Raw genomic sequence first — 25,484 nt, forward strand, 5'->3', positions numbered from 1 at the left:
GAAAAAACAACAGGTGCGTGGGCGGCGGGGAAAAAACCCAGGGGTGCCCCGACCGCTCACCCGCACCGCCCCCGCCGTTCCTCCCGGTGATCGGAATTTTTCGCTCTCCGTATGGCGCGCTCACCGGAGAGTGGCGTTAACTGTCCCGCATTGTGAAACGCTCAACGACCATGGAGGCCGCCGTCGTTGTGGAACAGGCCCAGATGCAGGTACAGGTACAGGTGGAGATGCAGGGGCAGAGGCGCGGGCGAGTGGCCGGGCAGATGACCGGGGGAGCGGACGACGTACGGGTCCAGGCGCTGCGCGGCGCGGTGGCCCGGCTGCGGCGTCAACTGGCCGTACTTCCGGGGGAGTTACCCGACCGCGCGGCCGCCGATGAGGAGCTGGCGGCGCTGGATGCGATGGTGAGCCATGGCATACCCGAAGTGCCCCGGCTGCGCCGTTCGTTACTGCTGATCGCGGGGGCGGTCGGCTCGGTCAGCGCGCTGTCGCCCGCGCTGACCGAGGTGCGCGAGGGAATCGACAGCTTCGGTGAGCTGCCCCGCGGCCGCTGAGCCGGTGAACCGGTGCACGGAAGCCCGGCCCGGCGCGGGCCGGAGCGAACGCGCCCCGGCCCGGGCCTCACTCCGCTGACCCCTACGTCCTACGCCCTACGACCATGTCCCTGGGCAGGCGGCCGATGCGTCAGCTACGCCGGCGCCTGATTCGCCAGCGCCACCGAAAGCTGCGCGGCGATCTCCTGAAGCACCGGCACGATCTTCTCCGTCGACGCCTCCGTCACCCGTCCCGTCGGGCCCGAGATGGAGATCGCCGCCGACGTGGGGGAGTTGGGCACCGGCACCGCGAAGCAGCGGACACCGATCTCCTGCTCGTTGTCGTCCACCGCATAGCCGAGCCGCCGGACATCGGCGAGCGCGTCGAGGAAGCTGTCCGGGTCGGTGATCGTCTTCTCGGTCGCGGCGGGCATGCCCGTACGGCCGAGCAGCGCGCGGACCTCCTCCGGCGGGTGGTTGGCCAGCAGTGCCTTGCCGACCCCGGTGGAGTGCGGCAGGACGCGGCGGCCGACCTCGGTGAACATGCGTACCGCGTGCCGGGAGGGGACCTGTGCGACGTACACGATCTCGTCGCCGTCGAGCAGCGCCATATTGGCGGTCTCGCCGGTCTCCTCCACCAGGCGGGCCAGATACGGCCGGGCCCAGGTGCCCAGCAGTCGCGACGCGCTCTCGCCCAGCCGGATCAGGCGGGGGCCGAGCGCATACCGGCGGTTGGGCTGCTGGCGGACGTAGCCGCAGGCCACCAGCGTGCGCATCAGGCGGTGGATGGTGGGGAGCGGAAGTCCGCTGCTGCCGGAGAGTTCGCTGAGGCCGACCTCGCCACCGGCGTCGGCCATCCGCTCGAGCAGGTCGAAGGCGCGCTCGAGGGACTGGACGCCGCCGCTGGCGCCTGTGGGCTTGGCTTCGGCGGCGGAGGTGCTGGCGCTGGACGGCGGCACGTCGCGTTCCTTTCGGGGCGGGTCAGATCGGTCTCGGCAGGTTCGTGCCCGGAGGCTTTCGGGCGCCGGGCCCGACCGGAGCAGCCTACCGGTCCCCTTCCGTTAACACACGGTCTCTCGCACACTCGTTCCCGCCGGTCAGGGGGTGGATCGTCCCAAGGCGTGAGAAGGCGCCTGCGCGTAGTCGCCATCTCTTGACGGTGCCAGTGGCCATAGCTACGTTCTGCTGCGCGAAACCTACTGTCCATTCTGTGGAATCCTCCAAATTGCTGGAGTGTCATGCGCATTCTCGTCATGAACCCGAACACCACGGCTTCCATGACCGCCGCGATCCGCGCCACGGCCACCGCCGTTGCCGCCCCGGGGACGCAGATCATCGCCGCCGAACCCCTGTGGGGTCCCGAGTCGATCGAGGGCCACTTCGAGGGCTATCTCAGCGCCGCGGCCGTTCTGGACCGGCTCGCCACCTTTGATGAGCCCTTCGACGCCCTGGTGATGGCGGGTTTCGGTGAACCCGGCCGGGAGGGCGCCCAGGAGCTGCTGGACGTCCCCGTACTGGACATCACCGAAAGCGCCGCCAAGATGGCCATGATGCTCGGCCACGCCTACGGGATCGTCACGACGCTCGACCGCTCCGTACCGCAGATCCAGGACCGGCTGCTGACCGCCGGGCTGCTGCAGCGCTGCGCCGCCGTCCGCGGCACGGGCCTCGGCGTTCTGGAGCTGGAGGAGGACCAGGAGCGCACCGTCGAGGTCATCATCGAGACCGCCCGTGAGGTCGTGCGGGCCGGGGCCGAGGTGATCTGCCTGGGGTGCGGCGGGATGGCCGGACTCCAGGAGAGGGTTGCGGCGGCGCTGGGGGTGCCGGTGGTGGACGGGGTCGCGGCCGCGGTGAAGTTCGCGGAAGCGGTCGTCGGTCTCGGGCTGTCCACCAGTGCGGGACGCAGCTTCGCGCCGCCCCGTCCGAAGGCCATCGGCTCCTGGCCGCTCAGCGCACATCTGCGGCTGCCTCAGGGGCACGTTCGGCCCTCCCTGGCCGATGCCGAATTTTCCGCACAGACGTCAGGCATCTGATGTCTGACATCTGATCGATCGCTGTAATCCGGTGCCGTACTCGGTCGACCGCGGCCGATGACGACACCGCTGCTGTATCCGCTGTATCCGCTGTATCCGACAGATCCGCCGCATCGATGGATCCGCTGTATCCGACGGATCCGGCACCCGACAACCGGTCCCCGAGCTCCACTCCACCTGCCCAGGAGGACACATGCCGACGTCCCCGCAGAACAAGCAGCTCCCCGCGCCACCCGACCCCCGCCTCTTCAACGAGGACCTCGCGCCCGCCCCCGAGCGCAAATGGGGCACGTACAGCATCTTCGCGCTGTGGATGTCCGACACCCACGCGATCAGCAACTACGCCTTCGCCGCCAGCCTGTTCGTGCTCGGGCTGCCGGCCTGGGAGGTGTTCCTGTCCCTGCTCGCCGGCATCACGATCGTCTACTGGCTGATGAACCGGATGGGACATGCGGGCCATCGGACCGGCGTTCCCTATCCGGTGCTCGCGCGCGCCAGCTGGGGCGTCTACGGCGCCAATATCCCGGCACTGCTGCGCGCGGTCATGGCGGTCGCCTGGTACGGCATCCAGACCTGGCTCGCCTCGACCGCGGTGGTCCTGCTGACCTTGCAGATCGCGCCCGGACTGGCCGTGTACAACCACAACTCGGTACTGGGTCTGTCCACCCTGGGCTGGGTCGCCTTCATGGTGATGTGGGGTCTGCAGGCGGTCCTGCTGACCCGTGGCATGGAGTTCATCCGCAAGGTCCAGGACTTCGCGACCGGCCCGGTGGTCTGGCTCGTGGTCCTGGCGCTCGCGGTCTATCTGGTCGTCGAGGCCCACGGTGACATCTCGCTGACCCGCAGCCTCACCGGCCTCAGCGCTTCCTCGCAGGTCGAGCAGAGCCTGATCGCGGTCAGTCTGACGGTGGCCACGTTCCTGACGCTGGTCCTCAATTACGCCGATTTCGCGCGGTTCACGCCCGATCACGGCTCGTACCGGCGCGGCAATCTGATCGGGCTGCCGGTGAACTTCACGGCCTTCGCCGTGGTCGCCGTCCTGGTCACCGCGGGCACCATCTCCGTCTTCGGCGAGGCGATCTACGACCCGGTGAAGGTCATCCAGAAGATCGACAACCCGGTGGTGACGGTCATCGGCGCGCTGGCCTTCATCGTCGCCACCATCGGCATCAACGTCGTCGCCAACTTCGTCTCGCCCGCCTATGACTTCGCCAACCTCGCGCCGAAGCATCTGAACTTCAAGCGCGGCGGCATGATCACGGCCGTGCTGGCGGTCGTCGTCATGCCCTGGAAGCTCTACTCCTCGGCGCTGGTGATCCAGTACTTCCTGGGGGCGCTGGGCGCGTTCCTCGGGCCGCTGGTGGCCATCCTGCTCGTCGACTACTACCTGATCCGGCGCGGACGGATCGATGTCGATGCGCTGTTCTCGGCCGATGCGGAAGGGGCGTATTTCTATCGCCGCGGCTACAACCCGAAGGCCGTGCTCGCCTTCCTGCCGGCCGCTGCGGTCTCCGCCTCGCTCGCCCTGATACCGGCCTTCGAGGCGGTGGCACCGTTCTCCTGGATCTTCGGGATGGGGATCTCCGGTGCCCTCTACGCCGCGGTCTCGCGCCGCGGGCGGATCGCGACGGACGCCGGGCCGATCCCGGACGAGATCATCCCGTCGCAGGTCAGGGGTGGTGAGGCGGCGGAGGCCATCGCTGCCGAGGCGGTGGCGGTGGTTGTCGAGCCGGTGCCGGTGAAGGGGTCTTGACGGGCCGGGATCCGGCGTGAAGACTCATTCAACAGACTGTTGAATTCCGTATGTCGGCGCGGGGTGAATGCCCAGCTCCAGGCGGATCCGGCCTGGTGGCCGTGCATACCGAGCGCCGTCACGCAACGATGAAGAGACGAAACGAGGAGGGGACTGGGTGTCCGAAATAGAGCTGGTGCTGCGCTCCACGCGCGTCGTCACCCCGGAGGGGACGCGCGCCGCGTCCGTCACCGTCAGGGACGGGAAGATCGCGGCGGTGCTGCCGCACGACGCCGAGGCCCCGGCCGGGGCGCGGGTCGAGGACTTCGGTGACGACGTCCTGCTGCCCGGCCTCGTCGACACCCACGTACACGTCAACGACCCCGGTCGCACCGAGTGGGAGGGCTTCTGGACGGCCACCCGCGCGGCCGCGGCCGGCGGTATCACCACCCTCGTGGACATGCCGCTCAACAGCCTGCCGCCCACCACCACGGCCGCCAACCTCGACACCAAGCGCGAGGTCGCCCGCAGCAAGGCGCATATCGACGTCGGCTTCTGGGGCGGCGCCATCCCCGGCAACGTCAAGGATCTGCGCCCGCTGCACGACGCCGGGGTCTTCGGCTTCAAGTGCTTCCTGTCGCCCTCCGGCGTGGACGAGTTCCCCCAGCTCGACCAGGAGCAGCTGGCCGCCGCCCTCGGGGAGATCGCCGGCTTCGACGGGCTGCTGATCGTGCACGCCGAGGACCCGGGCCACCTGGACGCGGCCCCCGAGGCGCACGGCCCCAAGTACGTGGACTTCCTCGCCTCCCGCCCCCGGGTCTCCGAGGACGACGCCATCGCCGGGCTGATCGCGCTGGCCAAGCTCCTGGACGCCCGGGTGCACGTCCTGCACCTGTCCTCCAGCGACGCGCTGCCGCTGATCGCCGCCGCCAAGGGCGAGGGCGTCAAGATCACCGTGGAGTCCTGCCCGCACTTCCTGACCCTGACGGCTGAGGAAATCCCGGACGGGGCAACGGAGTTCAAGTGCTGCCCGCCGATCCGCGAGGCGTCCAACCAGGACGCGCTCTGGCAGGGCCTGGCCGACGGCACCATCGACTGCATCGTCTCCGACCACTCGCCCTCCACCGCCGACCTCAAGACCGCCGACTTCGGCGCGGCCTGGGGCGGAATCTCCTCCCTCCAGCTGGGCCTGCCCGCCATCTGGACGGCGGCCCGCGAGCGCGGCCACACCCTGGACGACGTCGTGCGCTGGATGGCCACCGCCCCCGCGGCGCTGGTCGGCCTGGACCAGAAGGGCGCCATCGAGCCCGGCCGGGACGCCGACTTCGCGGTCCTCGCACCGGACGAGACCTTCACCGTCGACCCGCACGCGCTCCAGCACCGCAACAAGATCACCGCGTACGCCGGGAAGACGCTGTACGGCGTCGTACGGTCCACCTGGCTGCGCGGCCGGCAGATCAACGACGGCGCCACCCTCGCCGAGCCCACCGGCGAGCTTCTCGAAAGGGCGGACCGCGTATGACGACCGCCGAGCTACCCCGCTACACCGGCGACGCCAGCCCCTACGGCGGCGGCGACCCGTACGCCGACTACCGCACCCCGGGCCCCGGCGGCTTCCCCTTCACCCACCTGCCCGACCTCGCCGACCGGCGGCTCGGCGCGGGTGTGATCGCCGCCAATGACGAGTTCTTCGCCGAGCGCGAGAACCTCCTCAAGCCCGAGGCCGCCCACTTCGACCCCGAGGCCTTCGGCCACAAGGGCAAGATCATGGACGGCTGGGAGACCCGGCGCCGCCGCGGCACCGACGGCGATCACCCCTTCCCGACGGACGAGGACCACGACTGGGCGCTGATCCGCCTCGGCGCGCCCGGAGTGATCCGCGGCATCGTCGTCGACACCGCCCACTTCCGCGGCAACTACCCGCAGTCCGTCAGCGTCGAGGGCGCCTGCGTCGTGGGCTCCCCGTCGCCCGAGTCGCTGCTCTCCGACGGCGTCGTGTGGACGACGCTGGTGCCGCGCACCGCCATCGGCGGACACGCCGCCAACGGCTTCGCCATCGACACCGAACGGCGCTTCACCCACCTGCGGCTCAACCAGCACCCCGACGGCGGCGTCGCCCGCCTCCGCGTCCACGGCGAGGTCGTCCCGGCCCCCAACTGGCTCGCCGCGCTGGGCACTTTCGACCTCGCCGCGCTGGAGAACGGTGGCCAGGTCGAGGACGCCTCCGACCGCTTCTACTCCTCGCCCACCAACACCATCCAGCCGGGCCGCTCCCGCAAGATGGACGACGGCTGGGAGACCCGGCGCCGCCGCGGCAGCGGCAACGACTGGGTGCGCTACCGCCTCACCGAGCAGTCCGTCATCCGCGCCGTCGAGATCGACACCGGCTACCTCAAGGGCAACTCGGCCGGCTGGGCCGCCCTGTTCGGACGGGACGGCGAGGACGGCGGCTGGACCGAACTGCTGCCACGCACCCGGCTGCAGCCGGACACCGTCCACCGCTTCCTGCTGCACGACGCCCCGGCGGCCACCCATGTCCGGATCGACATCTTCCCGGACGGCGGCATCGCCCGGCTGCGGCTGCACGGCTCGCTCACCGAGGAAGGCGCGCGCCGGCTGGCCGACCGCCACAAGGAGCTGGGCGGCTAGAGCCCGACCGACGGGCCGGGGCCGAACAGGCCCCGGCCCGCCTCCGTTCAGCGCGGAAGCACCCCGTTCACCTCGATGGCCCGACCGCCGTCGCCCGCGGCGCGGCCTCTTCCTCCGCGGCCGGGTCCCCGGCGGCCGTCGCCCGGTCGGACCCGGCGACCGCGCCCTCGACGAAGGCGTCCAGCACACCGTCGCCGACCACCACCGGGATCCGCTTCCCCTTCATGTCGACATAGACGAACGACCTGGCCGTCTTCACCAACCCGGGGATCCGCTGCCGCAGCCGCGCCGCCGCCGCATCGTCGCCCGCCCTGACCGCCTCGATCAGCCGGAGCGCCGTCCGGGCCGCGACGCCCCACGCCCGGGTCGCATCCAGCCACGGCCCGCTGTCCTCGATGAAGCCCCGGTCGGCGAGCCGGTCGCGCAGCACCGCGGGTGCCTCCTGGACGGTACGCAGCGCCGCGTCCAGCCGCCGCGCGTCCCCGTCCTTGCCGAACTTCTCGATGGCGGCGGCCAGTTCGGGCGCCTGCTGGGGGTTCAGGGACGAGGCGTAGCCGGTGTCGGCGAAGGCGCGCAGGGCCCGTGCCGTACGGGCATCGCCACCGGCGAGCTCCTCGATCGCCGCGCCCCAGGAGGCACGCGGGTCGTAGGCCGTGTCGTTCCACGCGTAATCGGCCACCGTGTGCAGCGCGATCTTGGACGCGGACGGCTGGATCATCGGGTTGGCCGTGATCCCGGCCAGCTGCGCCGGCAGGCCGCGTTCCCGGCCGTTGAACGGCCCGAGCAGCAGCCGGCTGGTCACATAGTCATTGACGGGATAGTTGTCCCAGGTCAGGATCGGATGCCCGAAGACCTCCCGGGCCTGCCGGGCCTGCGCGACGGTCATCGTCGGCGCGATCACGCCCACTCCCGTCCACTCCACCAGCACGTTCTTGTCCAGCTGCGTGGCGAGCGCCGTCTTGTACGGCGACGGCTTCACGTCGGCGTACTCGGTCGGCACCATCTGCAGCGGCCGGGCGCCCGGATGCCCCGCGATGAAGTCCCGGTTGACGCGGTTGAGCAGATACGCCTGCGCCGCACCGGCCGCTCCGCCGCCCGTGCCGAACTTCTCCTTGTCCGCCGCGCAGTTCCATTTCGTGTAGCTGATGTCGTCCAGCGGCACCGCAAAGGTCCGTACGCCGATGTCCCACAGCGTCTGGAACTTGCCGGTCAGCGCCTTGAGATCGGCGTCCGAGCTGTAGCAGACGGACAGACCGGGCGAGAGCGCGTAGGTGAACTCCACATGCCGCTGCCGCGCCCGGTCCACCAGCTCCTTGAGTGGTGCCAGCCGGTCGGAAGGGTAGGGATCGCGCCACTTCTCGCGCAGATAGGCGTCGTCCTTCGGCGAGTAGACGTAGAGGTTCATCTTGTGCGCGGCGGAGAAGTCGAGCTGGTCGAGGCGGGCGGCATGCGACCAGGGGGTGCCGTAGAAGCCCTCGATGACGCCGCGCAGCGGGGTGGCCGGCCAGTCCCGTACGACGGTGCCCTGGATGCGGGCGCCGGGCCGGGAGCGGTGCGGCAGCAGCTGGGCGAGCGACTGCGCGGCGTAGTACGTCCCGGTGGCGTCCTTGCCGGACAGCGCGATCCGGCCGTCGCCGAGGGCCAGGACGTACCCCTCCGCGGGGAGCCCGTCGGCGCCCCGTGCGCCCAGGTCCCGCAGTGTCCGCGCCGCGCCCGTCCCGTCCACGTAGACGGTCAGCTGCCGGCCGGCCGGGGCCCGCCGGGCGGCTACGACCCGGTCGGCGCCGGCGGCCCTGAGGGACTTCTCCACGAGGGCCAGCGCGGCGGCGTCGGCCCCGGGGCCCGCGACGACGGTCACGGACCGGGTGACGGCGATCCGGTCCCGCCGGGCGTGGACCGACTGCGGGGTGGGGGAGACGGCGGCGCGCGCCGCGGGGCCGGCCGGGGCGCGGCCGGCGTCCGCGGCCGTGCCCGGCGGCCCGGTCATGCCCGTCAGGGGAACGGTGGCGAGGGCCAGGGCGAACGCGGTGAGTACAGCGGTGCGCGTACGGGCCATCCTTCGGTCCTCCTCGGTGCGGCGGGCGGGCGCGCGGAGCGGCGTGCGCATGCAGGCTGTACCCGGTGAGGGGCGCGGGCAATGGACTTTCCCGCCGTATGGATGGACCTTGTGGGGGAGCTTCGCCGATACGGGCGTGTCCGGCTCAGCGGGTCTTGGCGGCGTACACCAGCAGGCTCATGAACGCCAGCAGCACATGCGTGGCGACGACGTAGATGAAGACGCGGACATAGACGCCGCGGGGCGGCTTGGTCTCGACGTACTTCCGGGCGGTGCTGTCCTCGGGGGTATCTCCGGGCACGGCGCGGGTTCCTTCCCTGGGGGTTCGGTGGGGGTGTCGGGGTGTCACAGGCCACGGCGCGGGGGCTCGTCCCCCAGGCACAGTTCCGCTGCTCCGCTCTGCAGCAGCGTGTGGACGAACAGCAGGTCCGTGCCGCCCCGCGAGGCCGCCGCGATGCGGTGCGGCGTCAGCGAGTCGAAGTGCGCGGCGTCCCCCGGATCCAGCACATGGACGCCCTCGCCGAGCGTGAGCCGCAGCTGCCCCTTGAGGACGTACAGCCACTCCTCGCCCGGATGCACCCGCACCAGCTCGCCCTGCGCCCGCTGCGGCACATGCACCCGCAGCGCCTGCATCGCCCGCCCGGCGCCGCCCACGGTCCAGTACGTCCAGCCGCCGGCCTCGGACGGCTCGGTGCGGTCGGCCCGCAGGATGGGGTCCCGCTCGGGTGCGGTCTCCCCGAGCAGGTCGGATACCGTGGTTCCGTACGTACGGGCCAGGGCGAGCAGCATCGGCAGCGAGGGCTGGCGCCGGCCGGTCTCCAGCCGGGACAGATGCGCGGGCGACAGGCCGACCCGCCGCGCCGCGGTCTCCAGGGTCAGCCCGCTGCGGCGTCGCAGGTCCCGCAGCCGGGGCGCGACCGTGTGCAGCTCCTCGGGCGGGGCCGTGGCGGCCGGGGGCCCGTCGGGGAGCCCGGCGGGGTCCGGAGCCGTCCGCCGTTCCGCAGGCGGGTCGTTGTGCGTGTCCGTCATATCCCCGGTATAACGGCGCTTCGCCTCTCAGGCAAAGCTTTTGCCTGAGAGGCAAAACGACCGCCGCCCGGCACCACGGCGAAAACCCTCGCCGGAGCCCGCCCCGAACCGGCCCGGCGTCCGCCCTGGGCGAGCCGTAACCCGCCCGGAACGAGGGGACGGCCAAGGTGGGGATCCTGTGAACTCCTGGGAAACTTAAGAACGTTGGGATTGACAGGAGCATGTCTACGCGCGTCATGCTGGACGGTATGAGAATCCCCCCACGGATTACCCGGATCGGCGCCGCCGGCGCCCTCGCATCGGCCCTGCTCCTCGGCGGCACCGCGGTTGCCGCCACGCCCGCCGTCGCCGCCCCCCAGCAGGTCACCGCGTACGCCGCGACGGCGCACGCGAAGACCGTGCAGGTGAACGCGGTCGGCGACATCTGCTACTCCAAGCTGCCCTCCCAGGCCCATGACACCCTGGGCCTGATCGAGAAGGGCGGACCCTTCCCGTACCCGAAGGACGGCACCGTCTTCGACAACCGCGAGGGCATCCTCCCGGCCCAGAGCACGGGCTACTACCACGAGTACACCGTCATCACTCCCGGCTCTCCCGACCGCGGTGCACGGCGCATCGTGGCCGGTGAGAAGAAGGACGAGGACTACTACACCGCCGACCACTACAAGTCGTTCGACCTCGTCGACCGCAGCTGCTGACACGGCGGACGCGAACGACGACGGACCGGAACCGCCTCGGCGGCGGACCGGAACGCTTCAGCTTCAGACGAGAGCCGCGGCGGCCGGGGTGCACCAGCACCCCGGCCGCCGCCGTGCTGTGTCGGACCCCGGGCTGTCGGATCCGCCCATTGTTGGCGGAAGAGGGGCGCGGAGGCATACCCCCGAGGGAGGATTGTCAGTGGTTGCCGGTAGCGTTTCGGCAGAAACGAGGAGCGGGCGGGCATCGACGGCAAAGAGGCCATGTAGCGGTCAGTTGCCGCGGCGCGCCCCGGGAAGTGGCGTCTTCGCCGTGGTCACGGCGGGCGGCGCCATGGAGCGTTGAAGACAAGGAAGGACGGCGAACTGCCGTGTATCGCTGGGAGATCACCCGGGCCGCCCTGGCTCAGCGGGTTTTCGCCATCGTCCGCTGCACGACCTATGACGAGGCGAGCGCCACCGCCGACACCCTGCTCTCGGCCGGCATCACCAGCCTGGAGATATCCCTGACCACGCCGTTCGCGCTGGAGGCGGTCACCACCCTCACCCGCGAGCTGGGCGAGGACGCGGTCATCGGCGCGGGCACGGTTCTTGACGCGACGTCGGCCCGGATGGCCGTGGACGCCGGCGCCCGCTTCCTGGTCTCGCCGAGCCTGGACCCCGAGGTCATCCGCACGGCTCATCGCTACGGCGTCCCGGTCTTCCCCGGCGTGTCGACGCCGACCGAGATGGTCCGCGCGCTCGAACTGGGCGCGGACGCCCTCAAACTGTTCCCCGCCTCCGCGCACCACCCCTCCTGGATACGGGACGTCCGCGCCGCGCTGCCGCAGGCGCCGCTGCTGCCGACCGGCGGGGTGACGGCCGAGAACGCCCCGGACTGGATCGCCGCGGGCGCGGTCGCCGTCGGCATGGGTTCCGCCCTCTCCGAGGGCGACCGCGACACCGTCGCCAAGCGCGCCGCCGACCTCCTCAGCCGCCTCGCCGACGCCGCCTCCGGCGGTCTGCCGCCCGGCCCGGTGGAGCCGTTCGACGACTGAGCCCCCAGCGGCCCCGCCGCGGTCCGAGGCGGTCCCACCGACCGGTCATGGGGTTCACCTGGGCCGCGGCCTCTGCCACTCTGATGCTTCCTCACGTGATCATGCCCATGCCGCAGGAGTCACCATGAAGCGCGCCGCCACGCTGTCCGCCCTCGCCTGTCTGCTCACCCTCACCGCCGCGGCTCCGTCACCCGCCAACACCCCCGCGCCCACACCGGGATCCGCCCCCACGTCCGCCGCCCAGGGCAGCCGGCGCCCGGCGGCCACGCTCCTGGACGCCGTCCCGCGGCGCGGGGTGCTGCGCGTCTGCACCACCGGCGACTACCGCCCCTTCAGCCACCGCGACGCCAAGACCGGCGCCTACACCGGCGTCGACATCCAGATGGCCCAGGACCTCGCCAAGAGCCTGGACGCCAAGCCGCGTTACATCGCCACGACCTGGGCCGAGCTCATCGACGACCTCACGGCCGGACGCTGCGACATCGGCATGGGCGGCGTCTCCATCACGCTCCCGCGCGCCCGCGCCGCGTACTTCAGCGAGCCCACCCGCACGGACGGCAAAACGCCCATCGTGCGCTGCGCCGACCAGGACAAGTACCAGACGCTGGACCAGATCGACCGCCCCGGGACGAAGGTCGTCGTCAACCCCGGCGGCACGAACGAGCAGTTCGCCCGCGCGCACATCAAGCGGGCCACCCTCACGGTCCACCCGGACAACACCACGATCTTCGACGAGATCATCGCCGGCCGCGCGGACGTGATGATGACGGACGCCAGCGAGACCCGCTATCAGGCCAAGATCCACCCCGAACTGTGCGCGGTCCACCCCGACAAGCCCTTCACCTTCTCCGAGAAGGCCTATGCACTGCCGCGCGGCGACGAGCAGTTCAAGCGCTACGTGGACCAGTGGGTGCACCTCGCCACGCATGACGGCACGTACCGGCAGTACGAGGACGCGTGGATGAAATAGCGGCGGGGCGGGGACGTGCGGGGCGGGCGCCGGGCGGTCAGCCGGCGCCGCCGTCCCGGGGGGCCGTATGCCCGAGGACGTTCACCACCTGGCCGTTCGGATCCCTGACGAAGAACCGCCGGACGCCCCACTCCTCGTCCCGCAGCGGCCGGACGATCTCCGCACCGCCCGCCCGCACCGCCTCGTACACCGCGTCGACGTCGTCCACCTCGATGCTCAGATCGGGGGTGACCGGCGCGGTCCGGTCCTCGGTCAGGAAGGTGAGCTGGGCGCCGGGGTTGGCGGGGGAGGCGAGGGTGATCACCCACCCGTGGTCCATGACCTGCTCGAAGCCCAGCAGCCCGTAGAAGGCGCGGCTCTCCTCCAGGGCATCGGACCGGATGTCGGGGACGACGCGGCGGACGGACACGGGCTGCTCCTCGTGATGGGGCGACGGGGCCTGGGCCAGGGCTTCGATGATGCCCCGGCGGGGCGTCGGAGGGGGCGGAACCGGCTGAGAAGGGGCCACGGAAGCCGCCGGGCCCGCGCGGTGCGCAGGCGGCCCGCGGCCGGTGAGCCGGGCCGTACCGGCCTTGTCCGGACAATGTGACCTCCGGACTTCCCGTCATCTGCGCGGACGGATACGCTCGCGATCGTGGGGAAACGCGATACAGACGCCGCGGGCGCCGAGAACCCTGTCCAGTTCAGCGTGGACCGGAGCAGCCCGGTCCCGCTGTATTTCCAGCTCTCCCAGCAGCTGGAGGCCGCGATCGAGAACGGCAAGCTGGCGCCCGGCAGCCTGCTCGGCAACGAGATCGAGCTGGCCGGGCGGCTGGGGCTGTCCCGGCCGACGGTGCGCCAGGCGATCCAGTCGCTGGTGGACAAGGGCCTGCTGGTGCGCCGCCGCGGCATCGGCACCCAGGTCGTGCACAGCCAGGTCAAGCGCCCGCTGGAGCTGAGCAGCCTCTACGACGACCTGGAGGCGGCCGGGCAGAAGCCCGCCACCCGGGTGCTGCTCAACACCACCACCGAGGCCGATGCCGAGGTGGCCGCGGCCCTGGGGATCGCCGAGGGTGCGGAGGTCGCGCTCGTCGAGCGGCTGCGGCTCACCCACGGCGAGCCCGTCGCGCATCTGCGCAACCACCTGCCCGCCGGGCTGCTGAGGCTGGAGACGGCCGAGCTGGAGGCGACCGGTCTGTACCGCCTGATGCGGGGCGCCGGGATCACGCTGCACAGCGCCCGCCAGGCCGTCGGCGCGCGCGCCGCGACGGCCGCGGAGGGTGAGCGGCTGGACGAGCCCGAGGGTGCCCCCCTGCTGACGATGCAGCGCACCACCTTCGACGACACCGGCCGCGCGGTCGAGTTCGGCTCGCACGTCTACCGCGCGTCCCGGTACGCCTTCGAATTCCAGCTGCTGGTCCGTCCCTGAGGCCCCCGGCCGCAGTCGGCCGCGTCCTGCCGGGATAGCCCGGTCATCAGAATGTTCGGACAAAGTATTGACGTGGCTCCGCGCGCGCCGTTAGAACTCCTGCAGCCGCATTACGGCGGCCTGGAGCAAAGGCGGTTCCACGATGAGCGGCGTGCGAAGCGCGCGAAAAGTGCCTACGGCCAGACCCGTCACCGTCCGCAGTGCCGCCGCCCTGGCGGCGGCCCTCGCGCTGGTCGCCGGGTGCAGCGCCTCCGGCGGCAAGGATGCCGGAGAGGATCCCCGTACCCCCCGGATGACCATCGGGATGGTCAGTCACTCCGGCGAGGGCGACACCTTCTGGGACATCGTCCAGAACGGCGCGGAACGGGCCGCCGCCAACGACCGGGTGAAGTTCCTCTACGCCAACGACAAAGAGGGCGCCAAACAGGCCGAGCTGGTGCAGTCCTACATCGACCAGAAGGTCGACGGGCTGATCGTCACCCTCGCCAAGCCGGAGGCCCTCAAGGCGGTCGTCCGCAAGGCCGTCACCCACGGCATCCCGGTCATCACCATCAACTCCGGCGGCCAGTACTCGAAGGCGTACGGGGCGCTGACGCACATCGGCCAGGACGAGTCGGTGGCCGGCCGGGCGGTCGGTGCGGAGCTGGCCAGGCGGGGGAAGAAGAAGGTCCTGTGCGTCATCCACGAACAGGGCAACGTCTCGCTGGAGGACCGCTGCGCGGGCGTCCGCAAGGGCTTCGACGGGACGGTCGAGAACCTCAACGTCGACGGCACCAACGCGCCGGCCTCGCAGTCCTCCATCGAGGCCAAGCTCCAGTCCGACAAGTCCCTCGACGCGATCGTCACGCTCGGCGCGCCGATGGCGGCGATCTCCGTCAAGGCCAAGGAGGAGGCCGGCAGCCGGGCGGACATCGCGACCTTCGACCTGAACGTCGCGGTGGTCAAGCTCCTCAAGGCCAAGGACGTCGTCTTCGCCGTCGACCAGCAGCCCTACCTCCAGGGGTACGAGGCGGTGGACCTGCTCGCCCTGCACAAGACCAACGCCAACGTCCTGGGCGGCGGCAAACCGGTGCTCACCGGCCCGGAGCTGGTCACCGGCAAGGACGTACCGAAGCTGGAGGAATACACGGGAAGGGGCACCCGGTGAAGCCGTACGGAAAGCGGGCACCCAGGGGGCGTCCCGGCCCCGCATCCGACCCCACGAACCGGTACAGAACACCGGTAACGGATACTTGGCCGGTTGGGCCAATACCAGCAATACGGACGGCACAGCGAGATCGGCGGGAAGGGCAAGTCCTCGTGGCAAGGGTTCGAAGAAGGGGACGCATCGCGGGCGCGGCGCTGGCGGCGCTGCTCTGCGCCTCCCTGGCGGGATGCAGCAGTACCGGAGGCAAGCGGGCCGAGGACGCGCGCGCCGCGCAGGCCGCCGGCGGCAAGGCGGCCGTGAACACCCCCAGGTGGACCTTCGCGATGGTCACCCACTCGGGAGACGGCGACACCTTCTGGGACATCGTGCAGAAGGGCGCCCAGCAGGCCGCCGACAAGGACAACATCAAGTTCCTCTACGGGCACGACGAGGAGGCCCAGCGGCAGAGCCAGCTGGTGCAGTCCTACATCGACCAGAAGGTCGACGGGCTGATCGTCTCGCTCGCCAAGCCCAACGCGATGAAGGACGTCGTCGCCAAGGCCGAGAAGGCCGGTATTCCGGTGATCACGGTGAATTCCGGGGCCGCGGAGTCCAAGGCGTTCGGTGCGCTCACCCACATCGGGCAGGACGAGACGGTGGCCGGTGAGGCCGTCGGCGAGGAGCTGAACAAGCGCGGCCGGAAGAAGGCCCTGTGCGTGCTCCACGAGCAGGGCAACGTCGGGCACGAGCAGCGCTGCGACGGCGCGAAGAAGACCTTCAAGGGCGATCTGCAAAAGCTCTACGTCGAGGGGACGAACATGCCGGATGTGCAGTCGTCCATCGAGTCCAAGCTCCAGGCGGACCCCGGCATCGACGCGGTCGTCACGCTCGGCGCGCCCTTCGCCGCCACGGCCGTCAAGGCCAGGGAGCAGGCCGGCAGCAAGGCCGAGATCGACACCTTCGACCTCAACGCCCAGGTCGCCGGCGGCCTCAAGGACGGTTCGCTCGGCTTCGCCGTCGACCAGCAGCCCTACCTCCAGGGCTACGAGGCGGTCGATCTGCTGTGGCTGTACAAGTACAACTCCGACGTCCTCGGCGGCGGCCGGCCGGTGCTCACCGGACCCCAGGTGATCACCAAGAAGGACGCCGCCGCACTGCAGGAATTGACCCAGCGGGGGACCCGATGACCACCACCGTCAAGGCATCGATACGGGACGAACGGCTGCTGCACCGCTCCCTGGCGCGCCGCCTGATGGGACGCCCCGAGCTCGGCTCGGTCGTCGGCGCCATCGCCGTCTTCCTCTTCTTCGCCGTCACCGCCGAACCGTTCCTGCGGGCCTCCAGCCTCTCCACCGTGCTCTACGCCTCATCGACGATCGGCATCATGGCCGTACCGGTGGCGCTGCTGATGATCGGCGGCGAATTCGATCTGTCGGCCGGCGTCATGGTCGTCAGCTCGGCCCTGATCTCGTCGATGTTCAGCTACCAGATGACGGCCAACACCTGGGTCGGCGTCGGGGTGTCCTTGCTGGTCACGCTGGCCATCGGCGTCTTCAACGGGATACTGCTGACCCGGACGAAACTCCCCAGCTTCATCATCACGCTCGGCACGTTCTTCATGCTGACGGGCCTCAATCTCGGCTTCACCAAGCTGATCAGCGGCACCGTCTCCACGAAGTCCATCGCCGACATGGAGGGCTTCGAGTCGGCGCAGGCGCTCTTCGCGTCCCACCTGACGATCGGCAGCGTGGACATCCAGATCACCATCCTGTGGTGGATCGTGCTGGTCGCCGTCGCCACCTGGATCCTGCTGCGCACCAAGGTCGGCAACTGGATCTTCGCGGTGGGCGGCAACGCCGATGCCGCCCGGGCGGTCGGTGTGCCGGTCACCAAGACCAAGATCGGCCTGTACATGGGCGTCGCCTTCGCCGCCTGGGTCTCCGGCCAGCATCTGCTGTTCTCGTACGACGCGATCCAGTCCGGCGACGGCGTCGGCAACGAATTCCTCTACATCATCGCCGCGGCGGTCGGCGGCTGTCTGATGACCGGCGGCTTCGGCTCGGCGATCGGGGCCGCGGTCGGCGCCTTCATCTTCGGCATGACGAGCAAGGGCATCGTCTACGCGCAGTGGAACCCGGACTGGTACAAGTTCTTCCTCGGCGCGATGCTGCTGCTCGCCACACTCCTGAACGCATGGGTCCGCAAGCGGGCGGAGGACAAGTCATGACGGCGCTCGTCGAGCTCGACAAGGTCAGCAAGTTCTACGGCAACATCAAGGCGCTGGAGGGCGTGTCCCTGGAGGTGCACGCGGGCGAGATCTCCTGTGTGCTCGGCGACAACGGCGCCGGCAAGTCCACCCTCATCAAGATCATCGCGGGGCTGCACCAGCACGACGCCGGCACCTTCACCATCGAGGGCGAGGAGACGAAACTCGCCTCCCCGCGCGAGGCCCTGGACCGCGGTATCGCCACCGTCTACCAGGACCTGGCGGTCGTCCCGCTCATGCCCGTGTGGCGAAACTTCTTCCTCGGCTCCGAGCCGACCCGTGGGGTGGGCCCCTTCAAGCGGCTCGATGTCGCCACCATGCGCGAGACCACCCGCAGCGAGCTGCTGCGGATGGGCATCGACCTGCGCGATGTCGACCAGCCCATCGGCACTCTCTCCGGCGGCGAGCGGCAGTGTGTGGCCATCGCCCGCGCCGTCTACTTCGGCGCCAAGGTCCTGGTCCTGGACGAGCCCACGGCGGCGCTCGGCGTCAAACAGTCCGGCGTCGTCCTGAAGTACGTCGCGGCCGCGCGGGACGCCGGGCTCGGCGTGGTGTTGATCACCCATAACCCGCATCACGCCTATCTGGTCGGCGACCGTTTCGTGCTCCTCAAGCGCGGCACGATGGCCGGCAGCCACGCCAAATCGGAGATCGCCCTGGAGGAGCTGACCCGGCAGATGGCGGGCGGCAGCGAGCTGGAACAGCTCAGCCATGAGCTCGCCCGCACGGCGACCCCGGAGTTCCCCGGAGGTCACCGGCCGGAGTGATCCTTCCGCGCGCCCCGCGCCGGTCCCCGGGCCGCGCGGGGCGCATCGCTCCACGTCGCGGTGCGCCGGACGCCGCGGGTGATGCACAATCGCACCGGACCATACGCACCACGCACGTGACAGACACCGCACCCACGACGCACGCCGAGGCCCCGGCCTCCCGAGACCCGCAGGGACGAGACGACTCTTGCGAGCACGCAGCCGCCGCATGGGGGTAGTCCCCCAGCTACCGCTGGGGGCACCCCCACCCACGCCGTCGAGGCAGTGGGGGAGTCAGGGCGCCCGTCATGGCATCCGTCACGCAGAACGTCACGGAAGAGGGGCGGGCCGATGAGCATGTACCGGGACCGGGCGCACCGAGGATCGGCCAGGGCCACCGTCCTGCGCACGGTCGGCACCCGCGAGCGCCGCTCGCATCTGACCGCGCCCCGGGTGCCCACCGTCGGCATCGACATCGGCGGCACCAAGGTCATGGCGGGCGTCGTCGACGCCGACGGCACGATCCTGGAGAAGATCCGCACCGAGACGCCGGACAAGTCCAAGAGCCCCAAGGTTGTCGAGGACACCATCACCGAGCTCGTCCTGGACCTCTCCGACCGGCATGACGTGCACGCGGTGGGCATCGGCGCGGCCGGCTGGGTCGACGCGGACCGCAGCAGGGTCCTCTTCGCCCCCCATCTGAACTGGCGCAACGAACCGCTGCGCGACCGCCTCGCCGGCCGCCTCGCGGTCCCCGTCATGGTCGACAACGACGCCAACACCGCCGCCTGGGCGGAGTGGCGCTTCGGCGCCGGACGCGGCGAGGACCACCTCGTCATGATCACGCTCGGGACGGGCATCGGCGGGGCGATCCTGGAGGACGGCGCGGTCAAGCGCGGCAAGTACGGCGTGGCCGGTGAATTCGGCCATATGCAGGTCGTGCCCGGCGGTCACCGCTGCCCGTGCGGCAACCGCGGCTGCTGGGAGCAGTACAGCTCCGGCAACGCCCTGGTCCGCGAGGCGCGCGAGCTGGCCGCCGCCGACTCCCCGGTCGCGTACAACATCATCGAGCGGGTCGGCGGGCGCGTCGGCGACATCACCGGCCCCCTCATCACCGAGCTCGCCCGCGAGGGCGACGCCATGTGCGTCGAGCTCCTCCAGGACATCGGCCAGTGGCTCGGCGTCGGCATCGCCAACCTCGCCGCCGCCCTCGACCCGTCCTGTTTCGTCATCGGCGGAGGCGTCAGCGCCGCCGACGACCTGCTGATCGGCCCGGCCCGGGACGCCTTCCGGCGCACCCTCACGGGCCGCGGCTACCGCCCCGAAGCCACCATCGCCAAGGCCCAGCTGGGCCCCGACGCCGGGATGGTCGGCGCCGCCGACCTCGCCCGCCTCGTCGCCCGCCGCTTCCGCCGTGCCAACCGCCGCCGGGTCGAGCGCTACGAGCGCTATGAACGGTCCGGCCGCCGATGACCGACACCGAGCTGAATCCCATGAACGACGACATCCACGCCACCCCGCCGCCCAGCGGCAAGCGCCGCCGCCCCGTCCTGATGGGGCTGATCATCTTCCTGCTGATCGCGATCCCGGCCGGCTACATCGTCATCTCCGCCGAGCAGAGCCGTGACAGCGGCGTGAGCAAGGACGCGGAGGCCGCGGCCACCGGCCTGACCAACGCCTTCCCCTCCAAGGTCCAGCAGCGGACCTACGACGTCCCGGTGCCCGTCGGCTCCACCCCGGTCTACTACTACGAGACCAACTCCTGGAAGACCAGCTCCCTCTTCGTGCAGTTCCGCACCAACGACTGGGGCCTGGACCACTACCTCAAGGCCGTGGGCACCAGCGTCGCCGAACTGAAGAAGGGCGCCCACACCATTCCGCGCGGCCAGGCGGCGAAGGTCGGCTGGGACTTCAGCGTCGACTGGCCGTGGGCCGGCACCGTCAACCCCAAGAAGGCGCCGCAGCCCACCCAGCGGATCATGGTCAGCTACGACGAACCCGGTCATCCCGTCGTCTACACGGTCTCGACCATCAAATTCTGACGTCATCCGAATTCTCCTGACCAGGGTGCCAGGACCGCGTCACGGAGTTCCGCAGCAGGGTCGGGTGAGTGAGAAGCCCCTGAAGCACAGGTGAGGGTGCCGGCGGCGGCGCCGTGGAAGCCGTCAGGGTGCGTGATCCTTTCCGTGGTGGCGTCCTGGGTGGTGGATCGCGATGAGAGCGGCGTCGTCGCTGAGACGTCCTCCGGCGTGGGCGCGGAGGTCGCGCCGGATGTGGTGCAGGAGCGTTTCCGGAGAGTTCTCGGTCCACTGGGCGGCTCGTTCCGCGAGCGGGTAGAAGTTTCCGCCTCGGTCGCGGGCTTCGATGGCGCCGTCGGTGTAGAGGAGGAGGGTGTCGCCGGCCTCGAAGGAGAACACGTCGACGGTGTAGTCCGCTGCTTTCGTGCTGCTGACCCCCAGCGGGGGCGCGGGGTGCAGGCTCGGGCTGGTGAAGGCGTGGCCTGGGCTGAGCAGCAGGGGTGGGGGGTGCCCGCAGCTGGTCATGCGGGTGGTGCTGCCCTCGTCGGGGATCTCCAGCAGCAGGGTGGTGACGAAGCGTTCTCCGGCCTCGTCCTTCGGCTCGAAGTCGGCCTGGTAGCGGGAGACGCTCTGTTCCAGGGCGGCGGCCAGTGCGGGCAGGGTGGTGTGCTGGTGGGCGGCCTCGCGGAAGGCGCCGAGCAGGAGGGCCGCCTCTCCGATGGCGGCCAGCCCCTTGCCCCTTACGTCCCCGATCATCACGCGGGTTCCGCCGTCGATGCGGGCGGCCGCGTACAGATCTCCGCCGATCTGGGCCTCGTCCTCGGCAGCCAGGTACAAAGAGGCTATCCGCAGCGGGCCGATCCGGTCCGGGAGGGGCCACAGCAGGACGTGCTGCGCGGCTTCGGCCACCGTCCGCACCTGGGCCAGCACCCGTCTGTGCCGCTCGCGCAGCACGCAGAAGAAGACGATCAAGGCCGAGAGTGCGGCGAGGGCGGCGATCTGCACCATCACGTTGCGGGAGGACAGCACGCCGAAGTGCAGGCCGATGTATGCCTGGGCCGCCACGGCCAGGACCCCGATCACTCCGGTCAGCAGGGGGCCGGCGAACGAGGCGGTGATCGCGGGCGCGATGACCAACAGCGGGCCCAGGTGGACGTCAGCCGGCACCAAGAGGTCCACGATCGTGATCACCACGATGAGGACAACAGGAATCGCCAGCAGCGCATGACTCGGACGCCATGGCTCCCGCAGACCCGCAATGCGTTGCCGGAGGCCCACGTCTTCCACAGTGCACCGCCCCTCAGGCGGCTGACGAGTCGGGCAAGGGGCCGTCGAGCCGGGCGGATCCCTCGTGGCGGGGGATGTGCCTGCTCGGAGCGGCCTTCCGGCCCTGATCGAGGGCTCGCGTGCTGCCTGATCTGCGGGGAGGCAGGTGCCCGCGAGGTCCATGGCGTCGTGGTGACGCCGTGGTGACGCCGTGGTGCCCTTCGGATACGTATCCGTAGCCGCAGTCCCGGTAGAAGGTGTCGGGCATCAGGCGGCTACACCCGGCCGCGCGGGGAGCCGACAATGCCGGTGGGTCCGCCCCGGACCGGAGCGGACCCACCGGCGCATGCCAGGGATCAGATGTCCGGCATCTTGTTGAGCAGCCACAGCGCGCTGTTGTCACCGCCGAGCTGCGGGAAGTAGTGCATGGCCTGCTCGCACAGCTTGATGAGGTGCGCCTTCTTGCCCGTCGCGGGCAACTGGTAGAACTCGAACGTCGGCGCCGCGTTCTGCTGAATCGTGGTGGTGATGTTGAGCGGGCTGGCGACCATGGTCTCGGCCACGGTCACCAGCACGCCCTGCATGAGCGAGATGAACGTGCGCTCCAGGTGGTAGCGCTGGTTCTGCTTGTTCGCCTCCATGTCCGCCCACGACGTGTCGTAGATGACGTCGAGCATGTGCATCGTGTAGCAGTACGCCGCGTTGAACAAGTCGTTGAGGCTATGGGCCTCGGGCTCCGTCTTCTTGTCGTAGTACTCGGTTTTCGGGTCGGTGGGCAGGTTGTACACGAACCCCAGCGGTTCGACCCCGTCGGCGATCCGCTTGAACTTCGTGTAGTGCGGCAACTCGTCAAGACCGGGAGTCGGTTTGAGCGGGTTGATCGGCACGGAGGGGTTCTTGGGGTCGATTCCCTCCCCCTGCTCCACGATGATTTTCATGGCGTCCTGCGCGCTCTTGAGGTCGTGCACGAGGACCGGCCCGCCACCGCCGTCCTTGTTCCAGTACGCGTCCACGTATTGGTACTTCGCTTCGTTGAGCTTCCAGATGGTGCCCCCGGTGCTCTTGTCGAGGGCGGCGAGACGCTTGCCCACACCCTCGTAGAACTCGCCGATGGTCCGGTACCAGCCTTCGGGGACCGCTTCGAGGGTGGTCAGATCCTGCTTCGGGAGTTCGAACTCCATGAAGACGTCCTTGACCAACTGCGAGGTGCAGGGCCCGAGATGCAACATCAGCTCGGGCCATCGATGCAGCATGAGTGACGGGTACCTCGGCATGAAGTCCTTGTCGTAGAACTTGATCCTTTTCCGGCCGCCGATGGCGACCAGGAGGTTCCGGACCAGGGACAGATGCAGCATCTCCTCGACCACGATGCTGCGGATCAGCCGGAAGGCGCCCATCCCCGGGTCCCACTGGGAGTAGCCGCGCGTCTCGATCGAGAACATCGCGTACAGATACATCGGGACCGTCGACATCTCCAGGTAGGCGGCCTGGATCAGGTGGTTCTGGAGTTGGTCGAGATCCTTGAGGTCTTCAAGGGGGTTCACCGGCGCCAGGGACATGACCGGTGGCACCAGTTCCTTGGTGGGGGTTTCGGTGGCCATCGTGGAGGCTCCTTCAGTCACGGGGTTCGACGGGAGTCATGAACGGGCGGGCGGGCGGCCCTCGGCGAGCCGCGACGACAGCAACCGGTAGGCGTCCGGCTCCAGTTCGTGCGTGACGACCGCGTAGTCGCGCCGGGAGAGGGCCAGGTGCACGGGCTCGGGGCCGGGGGTGGGCGGTTCGGCGGGCAGGTCGCGCCGGACCGTCGCGTGGTAGGTGTGCACGGGCGCGCAGACCCGCAGCACCCGCAGGAACGGGGCGGTCGCCGGGCCGGGGTCGTCGTAGACCTCGGCGAAGGCCCGCTCATAGCGCGCGAGGTCGACGATCACGTCCACCCAGCCCTCGCGCCGGCCGCCCGGCAGACCACGGTCCGGCCGGATGGTGGCGAGGTGATCGGTGAACCGGGCGTCCAGCTGGAAGAGGGTGTACGAGCGGGGTGGGCAGGCGTCGAGGTAGTCGAGCGCGAAGTCGTCGAAGAGGTCGGGGCCCAGCAGGGTACGCAGGGCGGGGTGCAGCCCGCGCATCGTCTCCAGCAGGCGCAGGCGGTAGCCGCGCCGGTAGACGTCGAGCCGCTGCCGTGCGCTCAACTCCCCGGAGGGGGTGAGGACTTCGTCGACGGAGTCCGGTGGCTCGCCGGGGTCGAGGACGGCGCGCTGGAACCAGCGCTGGGTGTCGGCCAGGGTGACGGGCGCACTAGCCACAGAGCACACGCGCCCTCTCGTCGCGCACGGCGCCGGTGTACCGGCGCGCCTTGGCCAGCTCGTCGAGCAGTTCGGGGAAGGCCGGGATGTGGTCGTCCCATTCGAGCAGGGTGGCGACCGGCCCCGTCAGGGAGGTCGCCAGCCGGTACAGCCGCCACACCGGGTCGGCCACGGGCCGGTCGTGGGTGTCGACGATATGGGTGCCGAGGTGGGTGTGGCCGGCGAGGTGGATCTGCACCACGCGATCGTGCGGCAGCGCCCGTACGTACACCTCGGGGTCGAAGCCGTGGTTGACGGAGGAGACATAGACGTTGTTGACGTCCAGCAGCAGCCCGCAGCCTGACTCGGAGGCCAGTCGGGAGACGAACTCCCACTCGCTCATCACCGATCCGGTGAACTCCGCATAACTGCTGGGGTTCTCCAGAACGAGCGGACGTTCCAGGAAATCCTGCACGGCCCGCACCCGGCGGACCATGTGGGCCAGGGACTCCTCGGTGAACGGGACGGGCAGCAGATCGTGGGTGTTGAGCCCGGCCACCCCCGTCCAGCAGATGTGGTCGGAGACCCAGCGCGCCCCGGTCGCGGTGGCCAGACGGCGCAGCCGGTCGAGATAGTCGCGGTCGAGCGGGTCGGTGCTGCCGATCGACAGCGAGACGCCGTGCATGACCACCGGATAGCGCTCGGCGATCCGGTCGAGCGCGTGGCGCGGATATCCGCCCGAGTCCATGAAGTTCTCGGAGATGATCTCGAACCAGTCCACCTGCGGCCAGTGCCTCAGCACGTACCGCAGGTGCGGGGTGCGCAGCCCGAGGCCGAACCCCAAGTCGCTTTCCGGCAAGGGATACACGGTGGGGCGCGGTGGCGCGGGCTCGCCCGCCGGGGCATCGCGCACGGTCACGTGGGAATCTTCCGCTTCTCTTCGTACCGCGGCACCATGTTGTCGGGGAAACCTTCGCCGGGGGAGGGGCCGAAGGGTCTGCCGGCCGCGTACATCCGTTCCTCGAAGATCTTGCGAGCCCGCTTCCAGACGCTCGTGCCGCGATAGGGCCCGGCGGCATGCACCCTCCCCTCATTGATGGGGCTGGCACAGCTGCCGTTCCAACGGCACTCCTGATTGCCGGGTTTGGCCTGCTCCGCGTCGCTGCCGCTGTATCCGCAACCGCCTTGCCCGCGGCACTCGTTGTCACCGTGACAGACGTGGAAGACGGTCGCGCACTGCCCCATGCCGGCCATCTCGCCGGTGCCGTCCACGCCGTGTCCCTTGCAGGAGTTCAGCCCCATGCACACATGGAGCTCGATCTCCTTCTGGAGCTTCTCCGGCTCGATGAAGTACGGGGTTGCCTCCCGGGCCCCCGCCCGCTTGTCGGCGCCGATCTCCCCGCCCTCCATGAGCAGCGAGACCTCCTTGGCGCTCAAGCGCTTGTGGCCGTTGGGCTGCGATGCGCCCATGTCCGCTCTCCTTTCTTTCCTCGGTCCCCGGCCGCCGTGCGGGAGCCGCCGGATCTGGGTACCCGGGGTTGCCTTCCAGCGAGCAGATAAGGCCAAACCGGCTGTAGGGGTGAAAAGGTGCATTTCGGGTATCGGGTCGTGTTGGAGGGAAGGGGCCGCTGGCGGGACCGG

25 protein-coding genes are annotated in these 25,484 nt (G+C 70.2%); 15 read left to right on the top strand and 10 right to left on the bottom strand.

Features of this window, described 5'->3' with window-relative positions; translation table 11 throughout:
- The first annotated feature begins 263 nt into the window (after nucleotides 1-263).
- Nucleotides 264-554, top strand: a complete 291-nt coding sequence (locus tag AC5677_RS30740; RefSeq protein ID WP_497196822.1) for a DUF5955 family protein — start codon at nucleotides 264-266, stop codon at nucleotides 552-554.
- A gap of 134 nt (nucleotides 555-688) precedes the next feature.
- Here AC5677_RS30740 and AC5677_RS30745 read toward each other — a convergent pair whose 3' ends face one another.
- Nucleotides 689-1,492, bottom strand: a complete 804-nt coding sequence (locus AC5677_RS30745; RefSeq protein WP_497191132.1) for an IclR family transcriptional regulator — start codon at nucleotides 1,490-1,492, stop codon at nucleotides 689-691.
- Nucleotides 1,493-1,771: 279 nt separating this feature from the next.
- Between AC5677_RS30745 and AC5677_RS30750 the strand changes: the two genes are divergently transcribed.
- From AC5677_RS30750 to alc, 4 genes are all read left to right on the top strand, one after another.
- Nucleotides 1,772-2,566 carry an aspartate/glutamate racemase family protein gene (locus AC5677_RS30750; protein WP_497191133.1) on the top strand — a complete coding sequence of 265 codons (795 nt, stop codon included), beginning with the start codon at nucleotides 1,772-1,774 and terminating at the stop codon, nucleotides 2,564-2,566.
- 193 nt (nucleotides 2,567-2,759) lie between these two features.
- Complete coding sequence (locus AC5677_RS30755; RefSeq protein WP_497191134.1) at nucleotides 2,760-4,319, top strand: NCS1 family nucleobase:cation symporter-1; 1,560 nt, start codon at nucleotides 2,760-2,762, stop codon at nucleotides 4,317-4,319.
- 157 nt (nucleotides 4,320-4,476) lie between these two features.
- On the top strand, nucleotides 4,477-5,820 hold the full coding sequence (allB, locus tag AC5677_RS30760) for an allantoinase AllB (protein ID WP_497191135.1): 1,344 nt from the start codon (nucleotides 4,477-4,479) through the stop codon (nucleotides 5,818-5,820).
- Nucleotides 5,817-6,947: an allantoicase gene (alc, locus tag AC5677_RS30765; RefSeq protein ID WP_497191136.1), complete on the top strand. Its 1,131-nt coding sequence runs from the start codon at nucleotides 5,817-5,819 to the stop codon at nucleotides 6,945-6,947. The genes allB and alc overlap by 4 nt, the downstream gene beginning before the upstream one ends.
- A gap of 67 nt (nucleotides 6,948-7,014) precedes the next feature.
- Here the strand turns inward: alc and AC5677_RS30770 are convergent, their stop codons facing one another.
- From AC5677_RS30770 to AC5677_RS30780, 3 genes are all read right to left on the bottom strand, one after another.
- A complete protein-coding gene (locus AC5677_RS30770; RefSeq protein ID WP_497191137.1) occupies nucleotides 7,015-9,003 on the bottom strand; it encodes a glycoside hydrolase family 84 protein in 1,989 nt (662 codons plus the stop codon).
- A gap of 145 nt (nucleotides 9,004-9,148) precedes the next feature.
- The gene (locus AC5677_RS30775) at nucleotides 9,149-9,304 is read right to left on the bottom strand and encodes a DUF6126 family protein (RefSeq protein ID WP_497191138.1); all 156 of its coding nucleotides are present in this window, start codon (nucleotides 9,302-9,304) and stop codon (nucleotides 9,149-9,151) included.
- 44 nt (nucleotides 9,305-9,348) lie between these two features.
- Nucleotides 9,349-10,032, bottom strand: a complete 684-nt coding sequence (locus AC5677_RS30780) for a helix-turn-helix domain-containing protein (protein ID WP_497191139.1) — start codon at nucleotides 10,030-10,032, stop codon at nucleotides 9,349-9,351.
- Between the two features lie 248 nt (nucleotides 10,033-10,280).
- Here AC5677_RS30780 and AC5677_RS30785 point away from each other — a divergent pair, with 248 nt between their 5' ends.
- The 3 genes from AC5677_RS30785 (at nucleotide 10,281) to AC5677_RS30795 (ending at nucleotide 12,734) form a co-directional block, all read left to right on the top strand.
- A complete protein-coding gene (locus AC5677_RS30785; RefSeq protein ID WP_497191140.1) occupies nucleotides 10,281-10,730 on the top strand; it encodes a ribonuclease domain-containing protein in 450 nt (149 codons plus the stop codon).
- Nucleotides 10,731-11,098: 368 nt separating this feature from the next.
- On the top strand, nucleotides 11,099-11,764 hold the full coding sequence (locus AC5677_RS30790) for a bifunctional 4-hydroxy-2-oxoglutarate aldolase/2-dehydro-3-deoxy-phosphogluconate aldolase (protein ID WP_497191141.1): 666 nt from the start codon (nucleotides 11,099-11,101) through the stop codon (nucleotides 11,762-11,764).
- 124 nt (nucleotides 11,765-11,888) lie between these two features.
- The gene (locus tag AC5677_RS30795; protein ID WP_497191142.1) at nucleotides 11,889-12,734 is read left to right on the top strand and encodes a transporter substrate-binding domain-containing protein; all 846 of its coding nucleotides are present in this window, start codon (nucleotides 11,889-11,891) and stop codon (nucleotides 12,732-12,734) included.
- Nucleotides 12,735-12,771: 37 nt separating this feature from the next.
- Here AC5677_RS30795 and AC5677_RS30800 read toward each other — a convergent pair whose 3' ends face one another.
- Nucleotides 12,772-13,143, bottom strand: a complete 372-nt coding sequence (locus AC5677_RS30800; RefSeq protein ID WP_497191143.1) for a VOC family protein — start codon at nucleotides 13,141-13,143, stop codon at nucleotides 12,772-12,774.
- A 279-nt stretch (nucleotides 13,144-13,422) separates the two neighbouring features.
- Between AC5677_RS30800 and AC5677_RS30805 the strand changes: the two genes are divergently transcribed.
- From AC5677_RS30805 to AC5677_RS30835, 7 genes are all read left to right on the top strand, one after another.
- Nucleotides 13,423-14,142, top strand: a complete 720-nt coding sequence (locus tag AC5677_RS30805) for a GntR family transcriptional regulator (RefSeq protein ID WP_497196823.1) — start codon at nucleotides 13,423-13,425, stop codon at nucleotides 14,140-14,142.
- Nucleotides 14,143-14,284: 142 nt separating this feature from the next.
- On the top strand, nucleotides 14,285-15,289 hold the full coding sequence (locus AC5677_RS30810; RefSeq protein WP_497191144.1) for a sugar ABC transporter substrate-binding protein: 1,005 nt from the start codon (nucleotides 14,285-14,287) through the stop codon (nucleotides 15,287-15,289).
- Nucleotides 15,290-15,441: 152 nt separating this feature from the next.
- Nucleotides 15,442-16,455 carry a sugar ABC transporter substrate-binding protein gene (locus AC5677_RS30815; RefSeq protein ID WP_497191145.1) on the top strand — a complete coding sequence of 338 codons (1,014 nt, stop codon included), beginning with the start codon at nucleotides 15,442-15,444 and terminating at the stop codon, nucleotides 16,453-16,455.
- Nucleotides 16,452-17,495, top strand: coding sequence for an ABC transporter permease (locus AC5677_RS30820; RefSeq protein WP_497191146.1), 1,044 nt, complete (start codon nucleotides 16,452-16,454; stop codon nucleotides 17,493-17,495). Before AC5677_RS30815 ends, AC5677_RS30820 begins: the two co-directional genes overlap by 4 nt.
- Complete coding sequence (locus AC5677_RS30825; RefSeq protein ID WP_497191147.1) at nucleotides 17,492-18,301, top strand: ATP-binding cassette domain-containing protein; 810 nt, start codon at nucleotides 17,492-17,494, stop codon at nucleotides 18,299-18,301. The genes AC5677_RS30820 and AC5677_RS30825 overlap by 4 nt, the downstream gene beginning before the upstream one ends.
- Before the next feature lie 330 nt (nucleotides 18,302-18,631).
- On the top strand, nucleotides 18,632-19,753 hold the full coding sequence (locus AC5677_RS30830; protein ID WP_497191148.1) for an ROK family glucokinase: 1,122 nt from the start codon (nucleotides 18,632-18,634) through the stop codon (nucleotides 19,751-19,753).
- On the top strand, nucleotides 19,750-20,322 hold the full coding sequence (locus tag AC5677_RS30835; protein ID WP_497191149.1) for a hypothetical protein: 573 nt from the start codon (nucleotides 19,750-19,752) through the stop codon (nucleotides 20,320-20,322). Before AC5677_RS30830 ends, AC5677_RS30835 begins: the two co-directional genes overlap by 4 nt.
- A 123-nt stretch (nucleotides 20,323-20,445) precedes the next feature.
- Here AC5677_RS30835 and AC5677_RS30840 read toward each other — a convergent pair whose 3' ends face one another.
- From AC5677_RS30840 to AC5677_RS30860, 5 genes are all read right to left on the bottom strand, one after another.
- Complete coding sequence (locus AC5677_RS30840; protein WP_497196824.1) at nucleotides 20,446-21,549, bottom strand: PP2C family protein-serine/threonine phosphatase; 1,104 nt, start codon at nucleotides 21,547-21,549, stop codon at nucleotides 20,446-20,448.
- A gap of 371 nt (nucleotides 21,550-21,920) precedes the next feature.
- Nucleotides 21,921-23,165: a ferritin-like domain-containing protein gene (locus AC5677_RS30845; RefSeq protein ID WP_497191150.1), complete on the bottom strand. Its 1,245-nt coding sequence runs from the start codon at nucleotides 23,163-23,165 to the stop codon at nucleotides 21,921-21,923.
- 36 nt (nucleotides 23,166-23,201) lie between these two features.
- Nucleotides 23,202-23,864 (bottom strand): HvfC/BufC family peptide modification chaperone, encoded by a 663-nt coding sequence (locus AC5677_RS30850; RefSeq protein ID WP_497191151.1) that lies wholly within the window; start codon nucleotides 23,862-23,864, stop codon nucleotides 23,202-23,204.
- Nucleotides 23,857-24,702, bottom strand: coding sequence for an MNIO family bufferin maturase (gene bufB, locus AC5677_RS30855; protein ID WP_497191152.1), 846 nt, complete (start codon nucleotides 24,700-24,702; stop codon nucleotides 23,857-23,859). Before bufB ends, AC5677_RS30850 begins: the two co-directional genes overlap by 8 nt.
- Before the next feature lie 56 nt (nucleotides 24,703-24,758).
- Nucleotides 24,759-25,313, bottom strand: coding sequence for a hypothetical protein (locus AC5677_RS30860; protein ID WP_497191153.1), 555 nt, complete (start codon nucleotides 25,311-25,313; stop codon nucleotides 24,759-24,761).
- Between the last annotated feature and the right edge of the window lie 171 nt (nucleotides 25,314-25,484).

The sequence above is a fragment of the Streptomyces sp. JLSY215 genome, assembly GCF_059682825.1.